A 16,545-nucleotide genomic window follows, 5' to 3' on the forward strand; every position below is an offset into this window, starting at 1 on the left:
CGACTTTTCCACCCCTTCGGATGTCATTTGCCGCGATCGCCAACACCCGGGCGATCACCGACGCCGTTTCGCGCGGGCCGGCAGCCAACCGCAGGTTGCGCGAGGACATGGCGAGCCCGTCGTCTTCGCGCACGGTCGGGCAGCCGACGACGCGAGTCTTGAGGTCCAGATCCTCGGCCATGCGGGTCACCACCTGCAATTGCTGGTAGTCTTTCTCGCCGAAATAGGCGCGGTCGGCATCGCATTGCAGGAACAGCTTGGCCACCACCGTCGCGACCCCGTCGAAATGCCCCGGCCGCGTCCCGCCGCAGAGCCCTTCGCTGACGCCGGTCACTGTTATCGTCGTGGCGAAGCCCTCGGGGTACATCTGGGCACGGTCGGGCACATAGAGCACATCCGCACCGTATGGCGTCAGCTTCTCGGCATCGCTGTCTTCGGTCCTGGGGTATTTCGCCAGATCCTCGGGGTTGTTGAACTGCTTGGGGTTCACGAAAAGCGTCACGATCACCCGGTCATTCTCGGCGCAGGCCCGCTCTACCAGGCTGAGGTGGCCGGCATGCAGCGCGCCCATGGTCGGCACCGCGCCGATGCTTTCCCCGGCGCGACGCCAGCTTTCGGTCAGGGCGCGCAACTCGGCCTTGGTGCGGATGATCTTCATGTGCCGGGGTCCTCTTGGGAAAAGACATGTTCGGCGGCGGGGAAGCTGCGGGCGCGGACTTCCTCCGCATAGGTGCGGATGGCGGTGCGGGCGTCGCTGGCCAGATCGCCATAGCGTTTGACGAACTTCGGCTTGAAGGCATCGAACAGTCCCAGCATGTCGTCGATCACCAGGATCTGCCCGTCACAGCCCGCCGAGGCCCCGATGCCGACCGTGGGGATCGTGACCTCGTTGGTGATCTGATCGGCCAGGTCGGCGGGCACCTTTTCCAGCACGACCGAGAAAGCGCCGGCGCGGGTCACGGCGCGCGCGTCTTCGGCAATCCGGTCCGCATCCGCACCGCGGCCCTGTACCTTGTAGCCGCCAAGCGCGTTCACCGCCTGAGGCGTCAAGCCGATATGGGCCATGACGGGGATGCCGCGATCGACGATGAAGCGGATCGTCTCTTCCATATGGGCACCGCCTTCCAGTTTGACCGCACCGGCCCCGGTTTCGGCCATCAGCCGGGCGGCGTTGCGAAAGGCTTGTGCGGGGCTTTCCTCGTAGCTGCCGAAAGGCATGTCGATGACCATCAGTGCACGGGTCAGGCCGCGGGAGACGGCGCGCCCGTGCATCACCATCATCTCCATCGTCACGTCGAGGGTCGAGGGCAGTCCGTGCAGCACCATGCCGACGCTGTCGCCGACGAGAACCAGATCACATTCCGCATCCGCGAGCCGGGCCACGGGCGTCGTATAGGCGGTCAGGCAGACCAGCGGATCGGAGCCCTTTCGCGCGCGGATGTCGGACGCGGTAAGGCTGCGTTGCGGGGCGGATTGGCTCATGTCGGTCCTCCAGAGACAGGCTTGCTAGGGGATACGCGCTTGGGCATTTTTTCGCAAGTGCAGCATAATATTATTGCGCGCTGCTATACGTGAAAGTTATATCCGTACACGACGGATTTCCGCTTCAGAAGTCCAGCCCAAGGTCCAGAACCTGCGCCGAATGGGTCAACGCCCCCGAAGAGATATAGTCGACGCCCGTCGCCGCCACCTCGGCAATGCGATCCAGCTTCATGTTGCCCGAGGCTTCCAGAATGACCCGACCGGCGGTCATTTCTACCGCTTTCACAAGCGTTTCCGCATCCATATTGTCCAACAGGACGACATCCGCCCCGCCTTCGTCCAGCACCTCGGCCAGTTGGTCCAGCCGGTCGACCTCGATCTCGTAGCGGATCATGTGGGACGCCTGCGCCTTGACCGATTGCAGCACCGGGCGGATGCCTCCGGCGGCGGCAATGTGGTTGTCCTTGATCAGGATCGCGTCCGACAGGCTGAAGCGGTGGTTGAATCCGCCGCCATGCAGCACGGCCTGTTTTTCCATGATCCGCAGACCGGGCGTGGTCTTGCGGGTGCAGGTCACACGGGTGGCGGTGCCGCGCGTTTCCGCAACGAAAGCGGCGGTCAGCGTGGCGATGCCGGACATGCGCCCGGCAAAGTTCAGCGCGACCCGCTCGCCCGACAGGATCGAGGCTGCATCGCCCGTGATCTCCATCAGCAGATCGCCCGGCGCGATGGTGTCTCCATCCGCCTTGTGCACGGTGATCTTCAGCGCGGGATCGACGAGCCGGAACGCCAGCGCGGCAACCTGCAGGCCCGACACGACGCCGGCTTCGCGCGCATTGAGACGCGCGGCATAGCTGGTGCCGGCGGGGATGACCGTGCGGGTGGTGATGTCGCCGTAGGTGCCCCGATCCTCCATCAGCGCGGCGCGGACCAGGGGTTCAAGGATCAGGTCGGGCAGGGGAACGTGGCTCATGCCGGTTCCTTTCGGGTCTGTGTGTCGCGGATCGCCAGCGCGTCTTGCAGGGTCATCAGCGACCGGGTGCCGGTTGCGCCGTCTGTTTCAGGAAAGTCCGAGCGGAAATGTGCGCCCCGGCTTTCGCGGCGCATCAGCGCGGCGGCGGCGATCAGGACGCGGCCCGTATCAATCGCCGTGTCGATTGGGGTCATTGCCCTAGCCGGCCATCTTGGCAGAGAGGTCGATCATGCGCTGAACCGCAATACGCGCCTTGTCCGCGACGGTGGGATCGACCTCCACCGCGCCTTCCATCGTGTGAAGCGACCACAGCATCTTTTCCAGCGTGATCTTCTTCATGTAGGGGCACATGTTGCAGGGGCCGACGAAATCCACCTCCGGCAGCGCGACAGAGATGTTCGAGGCCATGGAACATTCCGTCACCCGCATCGCTTTTTCCGGGCGCTGCTGCGTCACGTAGTCGATGATGCCGCTGGTCGAACCTGAGAAATCCGCTTCGGCCACCACGTCGGGGGGGCATTCGGGATGCGCGATGATCCGGGTGCCCGGGTTCCATTCGCGGAAGTCCTTCAGGTCCTGCGCGGTAAATCGTTCGTGCACGATGCAGGCGCCATCCCACCACACGATGTTCTTTTTTGGCACCAGATTGGCGATGTTCCGGGCCAGATATTTATCCGGCGTCATGATGACCGTTTCGCTGTCCAGGCCGCGCACGATCTGCACCGCGTTGGACGAGGTGCAGCAGATGTCCGACGCGGCCTCCACCTCGGCCGTGGTGTTCACATAGGTGACCACGGGCGCGCCGGGATACTTGGCGCGCATCTCGGCGATGCCCTCGGCGGTGATGCTTTCGGCCAGCGAACAACCGGCCGCCATGTCGGGGATTAGCACCGTCTTGGACGGGTTCAGGATCTTCGAGGTCTCGGCCATGAAATGGACGCCGCACTGGACGATCACGTCGGCAATGCCGTGGTAGATCTCGGGCGTCATGTAATTGTGCGCCAGAATGACCGCGTTGCGTTCTTTCTTGAGCTCGTTGATCGCCGCCACATAGGGCGCATAGATCGCCCAGTCCGGGGGTGTCACGACACGGTCCATTCGGGCGTAGAGATCGGCCTGGGCGTCCGCGATATCCAAGGAAGGGGAAAGATCGTAATGATCCGCGAGTTCGGCGCGCTTCGCGATCTGGTCGAGCAAGGGGAGAATCTTCAAGTCAATTCGGGCCGCCGCGAAGGGCGCGACCGCACCTGAACGGTTTCGGCTGGGAAGTGTCTAATGGTCGACCGAAGCAAGGACAAGTTTCAGCGAGGGTAATATCGCAATGATATACGCTAACATGTGGCGGAAAGGCATTGGCAGACGATCACGGGCTGAGGCGTGGGAGCGCGGTAGGAATTTGGAGCGGCCCGGGTGGGGAAGTGGACGTTATTCGTATTCCGAGCGGACCCCGGAATCGATCACCCCACCCGCCGTCACCTGATTCGCGTATGTTGCTCCACCTTTTTGCCCGTCGTATCGTTGGACGGCGTCAGTGGCACGTGCCACTACCGGATTTGTCCTCGCTGTTTTAAAACAAGCCATTTATCCATCGTAGACCTGCTAAAGATCGACTGGTGCGCCACTGACCGGAAAACGAAAATCTGAGCGCTCGACGGGGCGCAAAGCAGTGTGAGAAATCTATGCCGGTTCTCGCGGGAGATTGCAGCGAGGTTACGGGTTGGAGTACGCAAGATCCAGACCGCTACCAGAACGATCCATTATGTCTCCGACTGCGCTGAAGACTGGGGCCACACCATCCGGATCAAGGAGGTCTACGAGGTCACCCCGCGCATGACCTATCCACGGCTGCCCGANCCCACCGGACCCTGCCGACCCGAAGGTGCCGGGTGGTTCGAGCTACAAAAAATTCCTCGAAGCGCTTGCCTATCCGGTTGACGAGCAATACGAGGACGCGGGCGCGCTGGTCAGGCGGGGGCTTCGATGCCGAATTTGTCAGGCTAGACAGCATCATATAACGTTTCGACCGGCTCGTTAAGAAGCGCCCATGAGCCTGCAAACCCAAGGCCGAGGCGGTAACCGGAAACTGATCCATAATAGATTGCCAAAATGCCTGCGATTTCTTTTAACTTTTCTACCAAATCGGGCGCTTTTCAGACCCTTTTCTCCCAGCCTTAATCTCTCTCGAAAGTCACTTTTCCCGCGCAAATAGTTGTTTGAGCCGTGGCATCGGTAATCTGATCGGGTGCAAGCTTTTTCAGGTCGTGGCTCATCACAACGACATCCGCCATCAGCCCGGGAGCGATGCGGCCCTTGCGGTCTTCGTTGAATTCCGCCCAGGCATTGTCCCGGGTATAGCTGGTGAGCGTTTCAATCAGTGTCTGTGTTTGGTCGGGCCATTCAGGGCCGAGGCCCATGGGTGCGATCGCCGCCTTCACGTTCGTCATGACTTCCACCCCGATCACCGGCCAATCGGTCGAGAAGATGACGGTTGCGCCGCTATCGCGGATTTGCCGCCATGGGTAGGCCCCCGCAATCTGATGATCGTGCAGGTATTTGCCGACCCCGCCAGGGGGAAATATGCCGCCGAAGGGTGCATGACCGGGTTGGATTGACGCTACGATGTCCAGCTCGGCCAACCGGGGGATATCGTCCGGATGCATGACTTCCAAGTGTTCGATCCGGTGGCGGCTGTCGCGTTCTCCGTTGGCGGCGCGGGCGGCTTCGAAGCCGTCTATGGTGCGCCTGATCCCGGCGTCGCCGATGGCATGTACCGCAATTTGCATTCCCATGGCGTCGATGCGCCGGCAGGCTTCATTGAAATGTTCGGCTTCGAAGACCGGGTCGCCGTAGTTGTCCGTGGTCCCTGGGTAGGGCTCCAGCATCAGGGCGGTCCGGCCCTCGACCACACCGTCGATGAACATCTTCACATGGCGGCACCAGACCTTGTCGCCGGCGAAGTCGCGGCGCATGGACTCTGCTTCTTCCAAACGCTCAAGCGGGTCGAAGCTCTTGAGGTGAAAGGGTACGGCTGTGCGGCACAGGAGCGTGCCTTCCGCTTCCATCTCGCTCAGCAGTTCGAGCTGATAGCGGTTGCCGTCCATGCAGTGGAGCCCGGTGATCCCCTGTGCGGCGCAATGTTTCATACCCTCGGCGATCACCGCCTTGTCTTTTTCACGTTGTTCCGGGGTCGGGGTCGGCACCGGATCAGCCCCGGTGACGAGCCCGGCCATATCGCGCCCGCCATGGCGTGTCAGCTTCAGGATCGGACCATAGGCCCCGGGTTCACGCAGTTCCCCTGTGGCCAGTCCGTCCTCTCCCATGACGATGATGCTACCGGCATCCGTTTCCCCGCCGTGCAACAGACCGGCGAGTTCCAAGGCGGCGGTATTGGCCCATATTGTGTGATGGTCTGGCGCGAACATGGCGAAGGGTCTGTCGGGGCTGGCTTCGTCCAGTTCCTGTCGCGTGGGGGTACGCGTATCATGCAGGATCGCGTAATCGGCCTGCACGGCGAAGACGATGCGGTCTTCAGGATGGGCGTTTGCATAGGGGGCGATTGCGGCCCTGAGCGCGTCCATCCCCTGTACGCCAAAAAGGTCAAGGCAGGATAGTTCGACAGAGCCGCCGAAAAGGTGGACATGGCTATCGATGAAGCCGGGCATAACCGTCCCGCCTCGCGCATCGATCACCTTGGTCTGGGGGCCGGCGAGGTCACGTAACTCGGCGTCCGTCCCGAGTGACTGGATAACCCCATCCGAGATTGCAATGGCAGTCGCGCCCGGCGGTGTGGATTCGTCAAATGTCAGAAGCGCGCCATTGAATATGATTATGTCGGGATGCTTTGTCATAAAAATCATCTGCCTGTTGGCGGCGCGCCGCCCGGAAGGTGCGGCGCGCGGTATACCATCGAACCCGTCGCTGGGCGCAGCACCGGCAGATGCTGCGCGCCGTGCATCACTTCTGCAGTTCCGTCCAGATCTGGGTGTAGATCTTTGAAACTTCAGGGGGGCACGTTTCAGCGATATAGGCTGCGTCCTTTACCTCGTCCGGGACGACGATCTCCGGTGCTGTCTTCATGTCTTCCGGCATGAACTCCTCCGAGCCTTCGATCCCGTTCGCGTAGCGGGCGAATTCGGAAAGCATCGCGGCATTTTCGGGTTCCATGATGAAGTCGAGGAACAGCTTCGCGTTCTCCACGTTCTGGGCATCGGAAAGGATGGCCGCATTGTCCATCCAGACGGGGTATCCCGTCGCCGGGTAGCCGAAGGCGATATCGTCGTTTTGCAGACGTGCCCGCATCGACGCACCGTTCCAGTTCACCCCGGCCGCAAGGTCGCCCTTGGCGTATTTCTCGATGTTTCCGTAGTCCATGGAGAGCCAGTTCTTCTTGGCTTCCACCAGTACGTCGCGCACTTTTTTCAGCACTTCCTTGTCGCCGGTGCAGGTTTCGCCGCCGACATAGTGAATAGCCATGCCCATCACGTCGTTCATTTCCGGCACGACGTTGATCTTGCCCTTCAGTTCCTCTGGTGGGTCGAGGATGAGGGCCGCATCGTTGATGTTACCGTCATAGACGGAAGTGTTCACAGTCACGCCCACGGTGCCCCACTGCCATGGCACGGAATACTTTCGGCCCGGATCGAAGGCGACATCCATCCAGCGATCTTCGATGTTACCGTGATTTTTAAGTTCCGATGGATCGAGCTCCATCAGCAGGCCCTCCTGCACGAAGATCGGGATATAGGTCCCCGAGGGCACCACGATATCGAAGCCGTGACCACCCGCCTTGATCTTGGCCAGCGCGGTGTCGTTGCTGTCGTAATCGGTGATCGTGACGTCGACGTCGTATTCCTTTTCGAATTTCTCGATCATCTCGGGGCTGGTGTAGTTGCCCCAGTTATAGATGTTCAACTCGCCCTCGGCGAAGGCCGGAGCCGCGAACCCTGCGGCGACAATGGCGGTAAATGTCTTTCTCATTACAGTACTCCCTGTTTTGCGGTTGTGGTTACTTGCGGATTCGACTGACGAAGAAGAAGGCGATGACCATGGTCACCGAAATGCCCAGCAGGACGGTAGAAATCGCGTTGACTTCGGGCGTCACCACCCGGCGCAGCTGTCCCAGCATGTAGGTGGGTAGTGTATCCTGCCCTGCGGATTTGACAAATTCGGTGATCACCACGTCATCGAGGCTGATCACAAAGGCCAGCATGGCCCCGGCAAGGATACCCGGCCATAGCTGGGGCAGCGTAATGCGTCTGAACACCTGAAAGGGTGAGGCATAGAGATCGGAGGCCGCCTGCTCCAGCGTCAGGTCCATTCCCTGCAACCGGGCGCGGATCGGCAGGTAAGCAAAAGGAATGCAGAAGGCGGAATGCGCGATGACCAGATATCCCAACCCGGTGTAGCCTGTCTGCACCTTGATGCCTGCGAAAAAGATGAGCAGTGCCACTGCAGTGACGATTTCAGGAACCATGAGGGGCTGGTTTATCGTCGCGAAGACAGCCGAATATCCCCGGTAGGGCCTAACCCGGGTGGTGGCCAAGGCAGCAAGTACGGCCGCCGAAGTACTGATAAGGGCGGCCCAGAACGCGATGATGAGGCTGCGGACGGTCGCTTCCTGCACCTGTTCGTTGGCCCAGGCGCTGGCGTACCAGCGAAGTGAGAACCCCTCCCAGATGGCGACGGAACTGCCCGCGTTGAACGAATATACCACCAAAAGAATGACTGGCAGGTAGAGCGAGATGAAACATATGGCGGCGATGGTGGTGAAGCCGTATTGCCGCCGGATGTCGAAGCCGGTTGCCCTAGCCATGGCTGACCTCCTCCCGTCCGGCGGCCCGGACATAGAACAGCAGGGCCACCATTACGGTGGCGAGAAGTGTGATCGAAAGGGCCGCGCCAAGGGGCCAGTTGCGGCCTTGTCCGAACTGTAACTCGATCAGGTTGCCCAGCATGAGCTGTTTACCCCCGCCCATGACCCGAGGCGTCACATAGGCCCCAAGCGAGGGCACGAAGACGAGGATTGATCCCGCGATGAGCCCCGGCTTGACCAAGGGCAGAATGATCCGGCGCAAGACGGCAAAACGGCTGGCATATAGATCGTAGCCCGCTTCGATCAGGCTGAATTCGAGGCGCTCCATGCTCGCATACAGAGGCAGGACCATGAGCGGCAGGTAGACGTAGAGCATACCGATCATGATTGCCGTTTCGGTGAACAAGATCTGTAGCGGTTCGTCGATAACGCCGATGGAAATGAGAAAGGTGTTGAGCGTGCCTTCGTTGCGGATCAACTCCATTACCGCGAAGGTTCGTATGAGCAAGTTTGTCCAGAAGGGGATAATGATCAGTAGCATCCAGAAATCGCGCTGATGCTTCGGGCGGGTCGCGATGAAATAGGCCGTGGGAAAACCGAGGATGATCGCCCCGATCGTTGTGAGAAGGGATAGTTTCACAGAGCGCCAGAAGATCGACAGATGCGCATCGGCAAAGCTCAGCGTGTCATCGAAGATATCGCGCTGAAGAAAGACATTGAACCAGGCATCGGTGGAGAATTCCCATCTCACCCCGCCGTAATCCCCGGCGGTGAGGAAGGAATAAACCAGTGTGATCAGCAGCGGACCGCTCGCGGCGAAAATCAGGATCGTCAAAGCCGGGGCGAGCAGGAGCCACCGGTTGCGGGCTTCGCGTCGGTCGCGTTTGCGTGCCAGATCGCTCATCCCGTTAATCCCTCAGCACTTGACCCACGCCGCCGGGAAAGGCGATGCCCACCCTGTCGCCCTGTGCGGCGTGCTGGAACATGTCCGGATTGTTTTGCGCCCGCACGACGAAGCGCGTGCCGTCATCAAGGTCTACGTGGTAATGGGTGTCTGTGCCGAAATAAACAAGATTTGACAGCCGGCCCGCCGCAAGGCCCTCGGCCTCGGGTACGATGCGGGCGTGTTCGGGGCGTACCGCCAGAGTCACTCCGCCACCCTCTCGTCCGTCCCCGGCCCGAGCGGCGATCCGTTGACCCGACCCCAGTCGCACCTGCGCCTCCGTTCCTTCGGAAGACAGGACCTCCACAGGGAGGAAATTCGTATCCCCGATAAAGTCCGCCACGAAACGTTCGGCCGGGTGGTCGTAGATATCACGCGGGCTGCCGATCTGGCGGATCGACCCGGCATTCATTACCGCGATCCGGTCCGACATCGTCAGCGCTTCCTCCTGGTCATGCGTAACGAAGACAAAGGTGATGCCGGTTTCGGTCTGAAGTCGCTTGAGCTCGATCTGCATTTCCTTGCGAAGCTTGAAGTCGAGCGCGGAAAGCGGTTCATCCAGCAGCAGGACTTTCGGTTTGGGGGCAAGGGCCCGGGCAAGTGCCACGCGCTGTTGTTGGCCGCCGGAGATCTGGCTCGTTTCCCGGTCCGCCATCTGTTCCATCTGGACCAGCGCCATCATTTCCCCGACCGTCTGGGCAATCTCGTCCTTCGGCTTGCCCAGCATTTCGAGCCCGAAGGAAATATTCTGCCTCACAGTCAAATGTGGAAAGAGCGCGTAACTTTGGAAAACGGTGTTCACCGGGCGGTGATGCGGCGGCGACCGAAGCAGGTCTTGCCCTTCCATCGTGACGCTGCCTGCGGTGGGATCGACGAAGCCTGCAATGACCCGCAGCAGCGTGGTTTTACCGCATCCAGAAGGGCCGAGCAGGGTGAAGAATTCGTTCTGCGCGATCGTGACACTGACATCGTCCAGCGCCAGGAACCGGCTCTTTCCCGTGCCATAGGTCTTGCTGACACCGGAGATCTCAATCATGCGCCGCTCCGTTCCACCGAAGGTCCATCCTGTCGCACCCATCTTTTGATCATATTATTGTGAGGCTAATCCCATGTTCCGGAGTCGTGCAAGGAAGAAATTGACGTAACGTCCGCTTCAGGGGGCTGGAAAAGGGAAGATCGGAAGAACTGCCAACTTCCGCGAACTCCGATATATCTGGCACTGGGGGATTCAGCTTCCAGTCACTGGAAGGGTTATCTGGCATCAGTATTCGATAAAGGAACGGGCGTCGCTTTGCTCTCAAATTGAGTCTTGCTTGATTTGGGTGTTGGAACGGAAGCATTCTAGCCCTGAGCATGCTCGGGCCCGTTCACCATGATATCGCTCTCTACAAGGTCTTCAGTGGTTAATCTGGCCTTCGGCTTGACCGTTGATCCACGGAAATTCGATCACATTTCTGACGGCGCGACCTTGGCTTATGACTTCCACCTCAGGATGACGCCTTAGGGCTTCTCGGTCGGGTCGGGTCGTGACCACAATCCTGAACCGAGGATCAAACCCGATGACCAACCAGATAGCGGACGGGCGTGCTCATGGAAAAGAGCACTGATGACGACTTGCTTCGGGAGATGATCGGTTTGTCCGCCGAACGGCCGATTTATACGGAATTCGGCGCCCAGGCGGGTGCTGACTATGGGGTTGAGTGGCCAGGGAGCGTTCGGGCGATCTCCATCAGTTTCGAAAGGAAAAGTTTTTCTGCCGGCAATGCCTGATGATGACTGCGGCGTGCGAGCACGATTTCGCGCTTCCAGCGTGTTTCGAGCAATGGCACCGATCGGACAAGCCCGTGTTCTTCTTCGAGAGCGAAGATCACCCGGGTCATCATCGTGAGGTAGCCGCCCTTGCAAACCATGGATTTTAGGGTCTGGACAGAATTCGTTGCTACGGCGGGCGTTGGCGGGGTCAATCCGTTCCGGCGAAATATGCCGTCGAAGCCCAGCCAGATGGCGTTTCCTTTCTCGGGCAGGATCCAGCGGTAATTTGTCAGATCTTCAAGCGCCAGTTCAGGGTGGTCAAAGATCGGATGACTGGGGTGGCCGAGAACGCAGACCTCTTCTTCGCAAATCGGTGTGACGATAACATCTGGGGTATAGCTGGGGTTGATGCTACCTATTACGGCAAAGTCCACCCGTCCGTTGGCGACGGCATTCAGCATCTCATCTCCCGCTCCTTCCACGACCTGGACCTGAATTTGCGGGGCGGTGCGGCCGATTGCTGCGAGCGTCGGTTGCAGCAACGTCGTGATCGCGCTGGGTACCAGCCCTATCCGAACAAAGCCTGCGGCAGCCCCATTCAGCATGCGTATCTCTTCCACCACGCGGGAGGTTTCGAATTCCATCATCTCGCCGTGCCGGCGTAGCGTTTTGCCGAAATCGGTGAGGCTCATGCCACCTGCGTGCCGGTCAAACAACGGTGCGCCCAAGGTCTCTTCCAGACGCCGTAGCGATCGGCTGAGCGCTGGTTGTGTCATCCCTATGCGCTCCGCCGCCGCGTTGATGGAACCGGCACGGGCGATGGAAAGAAAGACACGCAATTCTCGATGGTTCAAAAGCATTACAAATTGTTATGGGCAAAGCTTCAAAAGGCAATAGGCAGCAGTTGGTCCGTCCGGTCTACTGGATCACACCGCAGAACAAGGAACGGGATGTGCCATCTTCAGCTGCTGCCCATGCCAAGAATGTATATCTGCACTATACTCAGGCCGAACTTGACCACGCATATACCCAAGCGGAATGGGCGTCCAACATGGCGGTTCTGATGGATAGCTGGGCGAAACGGGGCGCCCCCCTGCGCCGTGCGGATAAAGGATATAGCGAACTGGCCTATGGGCCAGACCCCTGCGAGACCCTCGATCTTTTCGGCGGCGGGGGCAGGGTGGTTCACCTGCATCTGCATGGCGGTGCGTGGCATCGTCAATCGAAGGAGGATTGCAGTTTTATCGCCGCTTCCATGCGTGCTCAGAACGTGCCGTTCGTCGTACCCGAGTTCGGGAAATTACCGGACTATCGCATGCCGGATGTGCTCGATCAGATTGCGCGCGCGACACTCTGGACATTCGACAGGTTCGTGAAAACAGGGCGGGCCGACGGGATCGTTGTCTCGGGGCATTCATCCGGTGCTCACATGGCGGCGTTGCTTGCTTCATATAATTTCGGTGGCGCGCTGCCCGTTTCCGCATTACGCGCAATCCTTTGCATCAGTGGCTCTTACGATCTGCAACCAGTCATGCTGAGTGCGCGGCGCCAATACATTCACCTGAGCAACAACGAGCGAAAGAGGCTCAGCCCGATTGAACGGATCGCCCAGATGAAGGTCCCGCTGCATCTTTTATTCGGTTCTGAGGAATCACCGGAATTTATCCGGCAATCGCTGGCCTATGCGACAGCTTTGGGAAGGGGGGGGCGGCTTGCTTCCTGCACAAGAATCGAAGGTGCGAATCATTTTGAGATGGCCGATCAGCTCGGGGTCACCAATTCCGAAGTTGGGCAGCGGTTGGAGCACCTTCTCAACATGCCACACGAAATGGGACACCGGCCCCGGGAGAGCCATTCGATTGACGCTGAGACCACGGAGAACAACAAGCCACAGAGGAGGAGATCACGATGAAACTGTTTAGATCAGGGGCGATGGCCGCTGTTATTACCATATCCAACGCCGTTGGCGCGCTGGCGCAGTCTGGCCCTGTTGCGGTGGGAACACTGCCGCAAGGCTCGCTCGGATATGCAATCGCCGCGGGCGTAGCTCAAGTAGTGTCCGACAATACCGACATCAGCATGCGTGCGGTGGGGCAGGGGGGATCTTCAGTCTTCATACCTGCGCTCAACCGGGGCGAAATCGATTTTTCCACGTCAAATACATTCGAGGCGGTTTTCGCCACGCAGGGCAGTGGCAATTTTGAAGGCAACGTTAATTCGGACATCAGAGTCGCCGCAATGTTGCAGCCGTTCGAGGTGGGCATCATGGTTGCTGCCGACAGCGATATCCAATCGTTGGAGGACTTGCGCGGCAAGCCCTTCCCCATAGGCTATGCAAGGCAGCAGCTTGTTGGCGTGATGCAGGACGCCGTGCTGGAAGCCGCGGGGATGAGCTCTGATGATCTTGACGGCGTACCGGTGCCGAATTTCGTCGAAGGAGCAAACCTGTTGGCGCAGGGGGCCGTCGTTGGGGTTATGCTGGCCCCCGGGTCTGGCGTGGTACGGCAGACCATGGCGCAGGGACCGGTTCGTTTCATCTCCGTTATCGACGGGGAAGAAGCGGCTGCCAAAGTCGCCGAGTCGCTCCCGGGAAGCTATGTCGGCCGGGTGGAGCCTGTGGATCGGTTGCCTGAAATCACCGCGCCGGTGGATTTGATCGGTTATCAGTACGCGCTATTGACCCATGCGGGTGCCGATGACGAACTTGTTTATTCAGTGGTTAAAGCCCTTCACGAAAACAAGGCCGCTCTGGCGGAAACCCATGGATCCTTCCGTCGCTTCGACCCTGCAGACATGGCGGTACAGGTAGAAGGCGCGACCTATCATCCCGGCGCCTTGCGATTTTACCGCGAAGCCGGCCTGATGGAGTGACCAAAAGTCGTGGAAAAATACCGGCCCCTCGAACGGGGGCCGGACCGCTCGCGGCGGTGCTTGCCATCAGTATGGTCGTGCTTGCGGTGGCTTGGGCCGCGGGCGTTCACAGGATGCTGCGGCTGGCCATCTATACTGAACAATTCCTGGCCGCGGTTCTTGGACTTGCCGTCGCATATGTGTTTCTGACAATTCCGCTGAACCGTCTGCCGCGAATTATCGGTCGACCTCTTGACCTTGCTTTCGCGGGGACCGCACTGGCAGGTGGTGCTTGGCTTGCGTGGCAGTACCCTGCGCTTTCGCTTGCTGCTGCGATCAATCCGAGCGACGCGTTGTGGGTTTCGGTCGCGGTTATCCTGACACTGCTGCTGGCGCTTTACCGGGTGGCGGGCTGGCCACTTACGGTGGTGGTGCTGCTCTTCGGTGGCTACGGTCTTTGGGGGGCCGCGCTACCAGGCCAGTTCCAAGCTCTGCCCATTTCGCCTGAACGGCTGTCCACGCAACTCGCATTGGATACCGGGGGGATACTCGGTACACCGCTGGCCATCGCGGCGACGGTTGTTGTGGTCTTTGTGGCGTTCGGTCGCCTTCTTGACCATCTCGGAGGCGCCGCCTTCTTTACAGATCTTGCTGCGGCGCTGATGGGTGGTTTTCGTGGCGGGGCGGCAAAGATTTCCATCGTCGCCTCGGCGCTCTTCGGGTCGATCTCGGGGAGTGCTGTTTCAAACGTGGCGACAACTGGAGTGATTACCATTCCGCTGATGCGCCGATCAGGGTTCCGGGCGGAAAATGCCGCCGGGATTGAGGCAGTCGCCTCCACTGGGGGCCAGTTGACCCCGCCGGTGATGGGAGCCGCGGCCTTCCTGATGGCGGAGTTCCTGAACATCTCTTACGGCGAGGTAGTCATCGCCGCTCTGGTACCTGCGCTACTCTACTATCTTGCGCTGTTCCTGCAGGCAGATCTCACCGCCGCGCGAGAGGGTATATCCGGAATGGCAGCGTCGGAGAGACCGCGCGCCGGTGTCGTTCTGCGCCGCGGCTGGGTTTTTGCACTGCCTTTTGTTGTCCTGATATGGGCGCTTTTCGGATTGAGTTATCAGCCTGCCACCGCCGGATTAATCGCCAGCGCCACTCTGCTTCTCGTCGGACTGGTCCTGCCAAACGCCCGGCCCGGGCTGCGACCGGACAGGTTGATCGCGGCGATTGCAGCGGGAGGGACCAGCTTTGCGCAAATCGTCGTTATCACTGCCGCCGCCGGTATCGTGATCGGAGTTTTGAATGAAACCGGGCTTAGCTTTGGCATGACGTCCTATCTTGTGGGGTTCGCGCGTGACGAGGCCCTCACACTGCTGTTTCTAGCAGCAGGAGTTTCCATCGTCCTTGGTATGGGAATGCCTACTATCGCGGTCTACGTGCTTCTGGCCGCGCTGGTCGCACCGGCGCTGACCAGATTGGGAATCGATCCCATATCCGCTCATCTTTTTGTCCTCTATTTTGGCATGATGTCGATGATCACTCCGCCCGTAGCCATAGCGGCTTTCGCCGCGGCAACACTTGCGGATGCTGGGCCCATGCGAACGGCTGTCGCTGCACTGCGGTTCGGTTGGCCCGCTTTCGTCCTCCCTTTTGCTTTTGCTTACAACCCCGCCCTGCTGTTGGCGGGGTCGGCGTGGGATGCGACGTTGGCTTTTGTTCCGACCGCCTTTGGCGTCGCGCTCGTTACAATCGGTTTTGCCGGTTGGTTCCGCAGCCAGTTGCGGGCCATCTGGCGCGTTCTGCTGGTCGCGATCGGCGTCGCGCTGATCCTTTGGCGGATTGCGATTTAGCCAATCTCCACCAGCGGGGTTTCGATAGTGCATGTAGTAGTCGGCGCCCACCTCCATATTCTGGTTCTTCCAGTGTCGTCGCCATTGACCGATCATCAGGTTTTGCTCTGGTTGGCAAAGATCAGCACCGTGATATCCAGCGCCTCGCGCGCCATGGTCCAAAGCGCCTGCACGGTATACATCGCCGAGCCGTCGCCGATCAGGCCCAGAACCTTGCGGTCCAGGCAGGCAATGGCGCATCCGATGGCCAGCGGCATCCCGTACCCGATGGAGCCAACGCAGTTATTCAGCCATGTATGCCGTGCCGCCCCCTTCGTCGCGGGAGAGAACCCGCGCCCGCTGGTCACGGATTCGTCCACCACGATGCCGTCTTCAGGAATAGCGCGGGCGATGACAGCCGCCAGCGCGTCCAGAGCGCCCCGAGTGCTGCGCCCAGATCCGTGCCCGCGGGGCGAGCGAAATGATCTCGGCATCCTCGCGGGTGAGTCGCGCAGGCTTGCCGGGATAGGCAAAGAAGCCGATGGGGGCGCGGTCACCGACCAGCACGATCCGTTTGAACCGGGCCAGAACCTTGAGCGCCGCGTCGATTGGGTAGGGCAGGCGGTTGACGAAGACCCGGCCCGCGCCACGCTCATGCCGCGCGTTCGCCCATTCGGCCAGCAATTTGCAGCCGGTCCTGGCGGCGATGCGGCCTGCGACCTCCAGCGTCTCTTCGCCCAGGGCGTCGCCGCCCACGGTATCGGCGGCGGGCGAGGTGCGCGTCCAATGCGACACGGGCGCCGCGTGGTCCGGCGCTGTCGCGGAAAGAACGAAGCGTATCATTCCAGTTCCCACCTTGCCTTTTCAACCGTGGTCAAATCTGATCCTGAGAGTTTTTGTATGGGAC

At 60.2% G+C, this 16,545-nt stretch carries 16 protein-coding genes; 3 read left to right on the forward strand and 13 right to left on the reverse strand.

The window, feature by feature from the left end:
• The 11 genes from panC to A3728_RS03015 all read right to left on the reverse strand — a co-directional run.
• The coding region (gene panC / locus A3728_RS02960; RefSeq protein WP_082857950.1) for a pantoate--beta-alanine ligase at window positions 1–658 on the reverse strand (658 nt) is incomplete at its 3' end.
• Window positions 655–1,482 (reverse strand): 3-methyl-2-oxobutanoate hydroxymethyltransferase, encoded by an 828-nt coding sequence (gene panB, locus A3728_RS02965; RefSeq protein WP_067920112.1) that lies wholly within the window; start codon window positions 1,480–1,482, stop codon window positions 655–657. The genes panC and panB, both read right to left, overlap by 4 nt.
• Window positions 1,483–1,606: 124 nt before the next feature.
• Window positions 1,607–2,455 (reverse strand): carboxylating nicotinate-nucleotide diphosphorylase, encoded by an 849-nt coding sequence (gene nadC / locus A3728_RS02970; protein ID WP_067920114.1) that lies wholly within the window; start codon window positions 2,453–2,455, stop codon window positions 1,607–1,609.
• On the reverse strand, window positions 2,452–2,649 hold the full coding sequence (locus tag A3728_RS02975) for a hypothetical protein (protein ID WP_067920117.1): 198 nt from the start codon (window positions 2,647–2,649) through the stop codon (window positions 2,452–2,454). Before A3728_RS02975 ends, nadC begins: the two co-directional genes overlap by 4 nt.
• A gap of 4 nt (window positions 2,650–2,653) precedes the next feature.
• A complete protein-coding gene (gene nadA / locus A3728_RS02980; RefSeq protein ID WP_067920120.1) occupies window positions 2,654–3,652 on the reverse strand; it encodes a quinolinate synthase NadA in 999 nt (332 codons plus the stop codon).
• A gap of 974 nt (window positions 3,653–4,626) precedes the next feature.
• Window positions 4,627–6,303, reverse strand: coding sequence for an amidohydrolase (locus A3728_RS02990; protein WP_067920124.1), 1,677 nt, complete (start codon window positions 6,301–6,303; stop codon window positions 4,627–4,629).
• Window positions 6,304–6,409: 106 nt separating this feature from the next.
• Window positions 6,410–7,432, reverse strand: coding sequence for an ABC transporter substrate-binding protein (locus tag A3728_RS02995; RefSeq protein ID WP_067920126.1), 1,023 nt, complete (start codon window positions 7,430–7,432; stop codon window positions 6,410–6,412).
• Between the two features lie 28 nt (window positions 7,433–7,460).
• Window positions 7,461–8,267, reverse strand: a complete 807-nt coding sequence (locus tag A3728_RS03000) for an ABC transporter permease (RefSeq protein WP_067920128.1) — start codon at window positions 8,265–8,267, stop codon at window positions 7,461–7,463.
• Window positions 8,260–9,171, reverse strand: coding sequence for an ABC transporter permease (locus A3728_RS03005; RefSeq protein WP_067920130.1), 912 nt, complete (start codon window positions 9,169–9,171; stop codon window positions 8,260–8,262). The genes A3728_RS03000 and A3728_RS03005 overlap by 8 nt, the downstream gene beginning before the upstream one ends.
• A gap of 4 nt (window positions 9,172–9,175) precedes the next feature.
• Window positions 9,176–10,246 (reverse strand): ABC transporter ATP-binding protein, encoded by a 1,071-nt coding sequence (locus tag A3728_RS03010; protein ID WP_067920132.1) that lies wholly within the window; start codon window positions 10,244–10,246, stop codon window positions 9,176–9,178.
• Window positions 10,247–10,898: 652 nt separating this feature from the next.
• Window positions 10,899–11,822, reverse strand: a complete 924-nt coding sequence (locus A3728_RS03015) for a LysR family transcriptional regulator (protein ID WP_067920134.1) — start codon at window positions 11,820–11,822, stop codon at window positions 10,899–10,901.
• An 11-nt stretch (window positions 11,823–11,833) separates the two neighbouring features.
• Between A3728_RS03015 and A3728_RS22155 the strand changes: the two genes are divergently transcribed.
• Genes A3728_RS22155 through A3728_RS03035 form a run of 3 tightly spaced genes read left to right on the forward strand, consistent with a single transcriptional unit; the run spans window position 11,834 to window position 15,659 of the window.
• A complete protein-coding gene (locus tag A3728_RS22155) occupies window positions 11,834–12,874 on the forward strand; it encodes an alpha/beta hydrolase (RefSeq protein WP_067951096.1) in 1,041 nt (346 codons plus the stop codon).
• Window positions 12,871–13,833 (forward strand): TAXI family TRAP transporter solute-binding subunit, encoded by a 963-nt coding sequence (locus A3728_RS03030; RefSeq protein WP_082850884.1) that lies wholly within the window; start codon window positions 12,871–12,873, stop codon window positions 13,831–13,833. Before A3728_RS22155 ends, A3728_RS03030 begins: the two co-directional genes overlap by 4 nt.
• Before the next feature lie 56 nt (window positions 13,834–13,889).
• Window positions 13,890–15,659 (forward strand): TRAP transporter permease, encoded by a 1,770-nt coding sequence (locus A3728_RS03035; protein WP_067951098.1) that lies wholly within the window; start codon window positions 13,890–13,892, stop codon window positions 15,657–15,659.
• Window positions 15,660–15,754: 95 nt separating this feature from the next.
• Here the strand turns inward: A3728_RS03035 and A3728_RS23615 are convergent, their stop codons facing one another.
• Both A3728_RS23615 and A3728_RS23620 read right to left on the reverse strand, forming a co-directional pair.
• The gene (locus A3728_RS23615) at window positions 15,755–16,021 is read right to left on the reverse strand and encodes a thiamine pyrophosphate-dependent enzyme (protein ID WP_067920144.1); all 267 of its coding nucleotides are present in this window, start codon (window positions 16,019–16,021) and stop codon (window positions 15,755–15,757) included.
• 10 nt (window positions 16,022–16,031) lie between these two features.
• A complete protein-coding gene (locus tag A3728_RS23620; protein ID WP_067920146.1) occupies window positions 16,032–16,481 on the reverse strand; it encodes a hypothetical protein in 450 nt (149 codons plus the stop codon).
• Window positions 16,482–16,545: the final 64 nt, after the last annotated feature.

The organism is Sulfitobacter sp. HI0040, assembly GCF_001634885.1.
Taxonomy (GTDB): Bacteria; Pseudomonadota; Alphaproteobacteria; order Rhodobacterales; family Rhodobacteraceae; genus Sulfitobacter.

Bases quoted from the DNA above. Each gene is read 5' to 3' on its own strand.
- A3728_RS03015 (WP_067920134.1), bottom strand. From the start codon at position 11,822: ATGCTTTTGAACCATCGAGAATTGCGTGTCTTTCTTTCCATCGCCCGT.
- A3728_RS23620 (WP_067920146.1), bottom strand. From the start codon at position 16,481: ATGATACGCTTCGTTCTTTCCGCGACAGCGCCGGACCACGCGGCGCCC.
- panB (WP_067920112.1), bottom strand. From the start codon at position 1,482: ATGAGCCAATCCGCCCCGCAACGCAGCCTTACCGCGTCCGACATCCGC.
- A3728_RS03010 (WP_067920132.1), bottom strand. From the start codon at position 10,246: ATGATTGAGATCTCCGGTGTCAGCAAGACCTATGGCACGGGAAAGAGC.
- A3728_RS02990 (WP_067920124.1), bottom strand. From the start codon at position 6,303: ATGACAAAGCATCCCGACATAATCATATTCAATGGCGCGCTTCTGACA.
- A3728_RS02995 (WP_067920126.1), bottom strand. From the start codon at position 7,432: ATGAGAAAGACATTTACCGCCATTGTCGCCGCAGGGTTCGCGGCTCCG.
- nadC (WP_067920114.1), bottom strand. From the start codon at position 2,455: ATGAGCCACGTTCCCCTGCCCGACCTGATCCTTGAACCCCTGGTCCGC.
- A3728_RS03030 (WP_082850884.1), top strand. From the start codon at position 12,871: ATGAAACTGTTTAGATCAGGGGCGATGGCCGCTGTTATTACCATATCC.
- A3728_RS03005 (WP_067920130.1), bottom strand. From the start codon at position 9,171: ATGAGCGATCTGGCACGCAAACGCGACCGACGCGAAGCCCGCAACCGG.
- A3728_RS22155 (WP_067951096.1), top strand. From the start codon at position 11,834: ATGGGCAAAGCTTCAAAAGGCAATAGGCAGCAGTTGGTCCGTCCGGTC.
- A3728_RS02975 (WP_067920117.1), bottom strand. From the start codon at position 2,649: ATGACCCCAATCGACACGGCGATTGATACGGGCCGCGTCCTGATCGCC.
- A3728_RS03000 (WP_067920128.1), bottom strand. From the start codon at position 8,267: ATGGCTAGGGCAACCGGCTTCGACATCCGGCGGCAATACGGCTTCACC.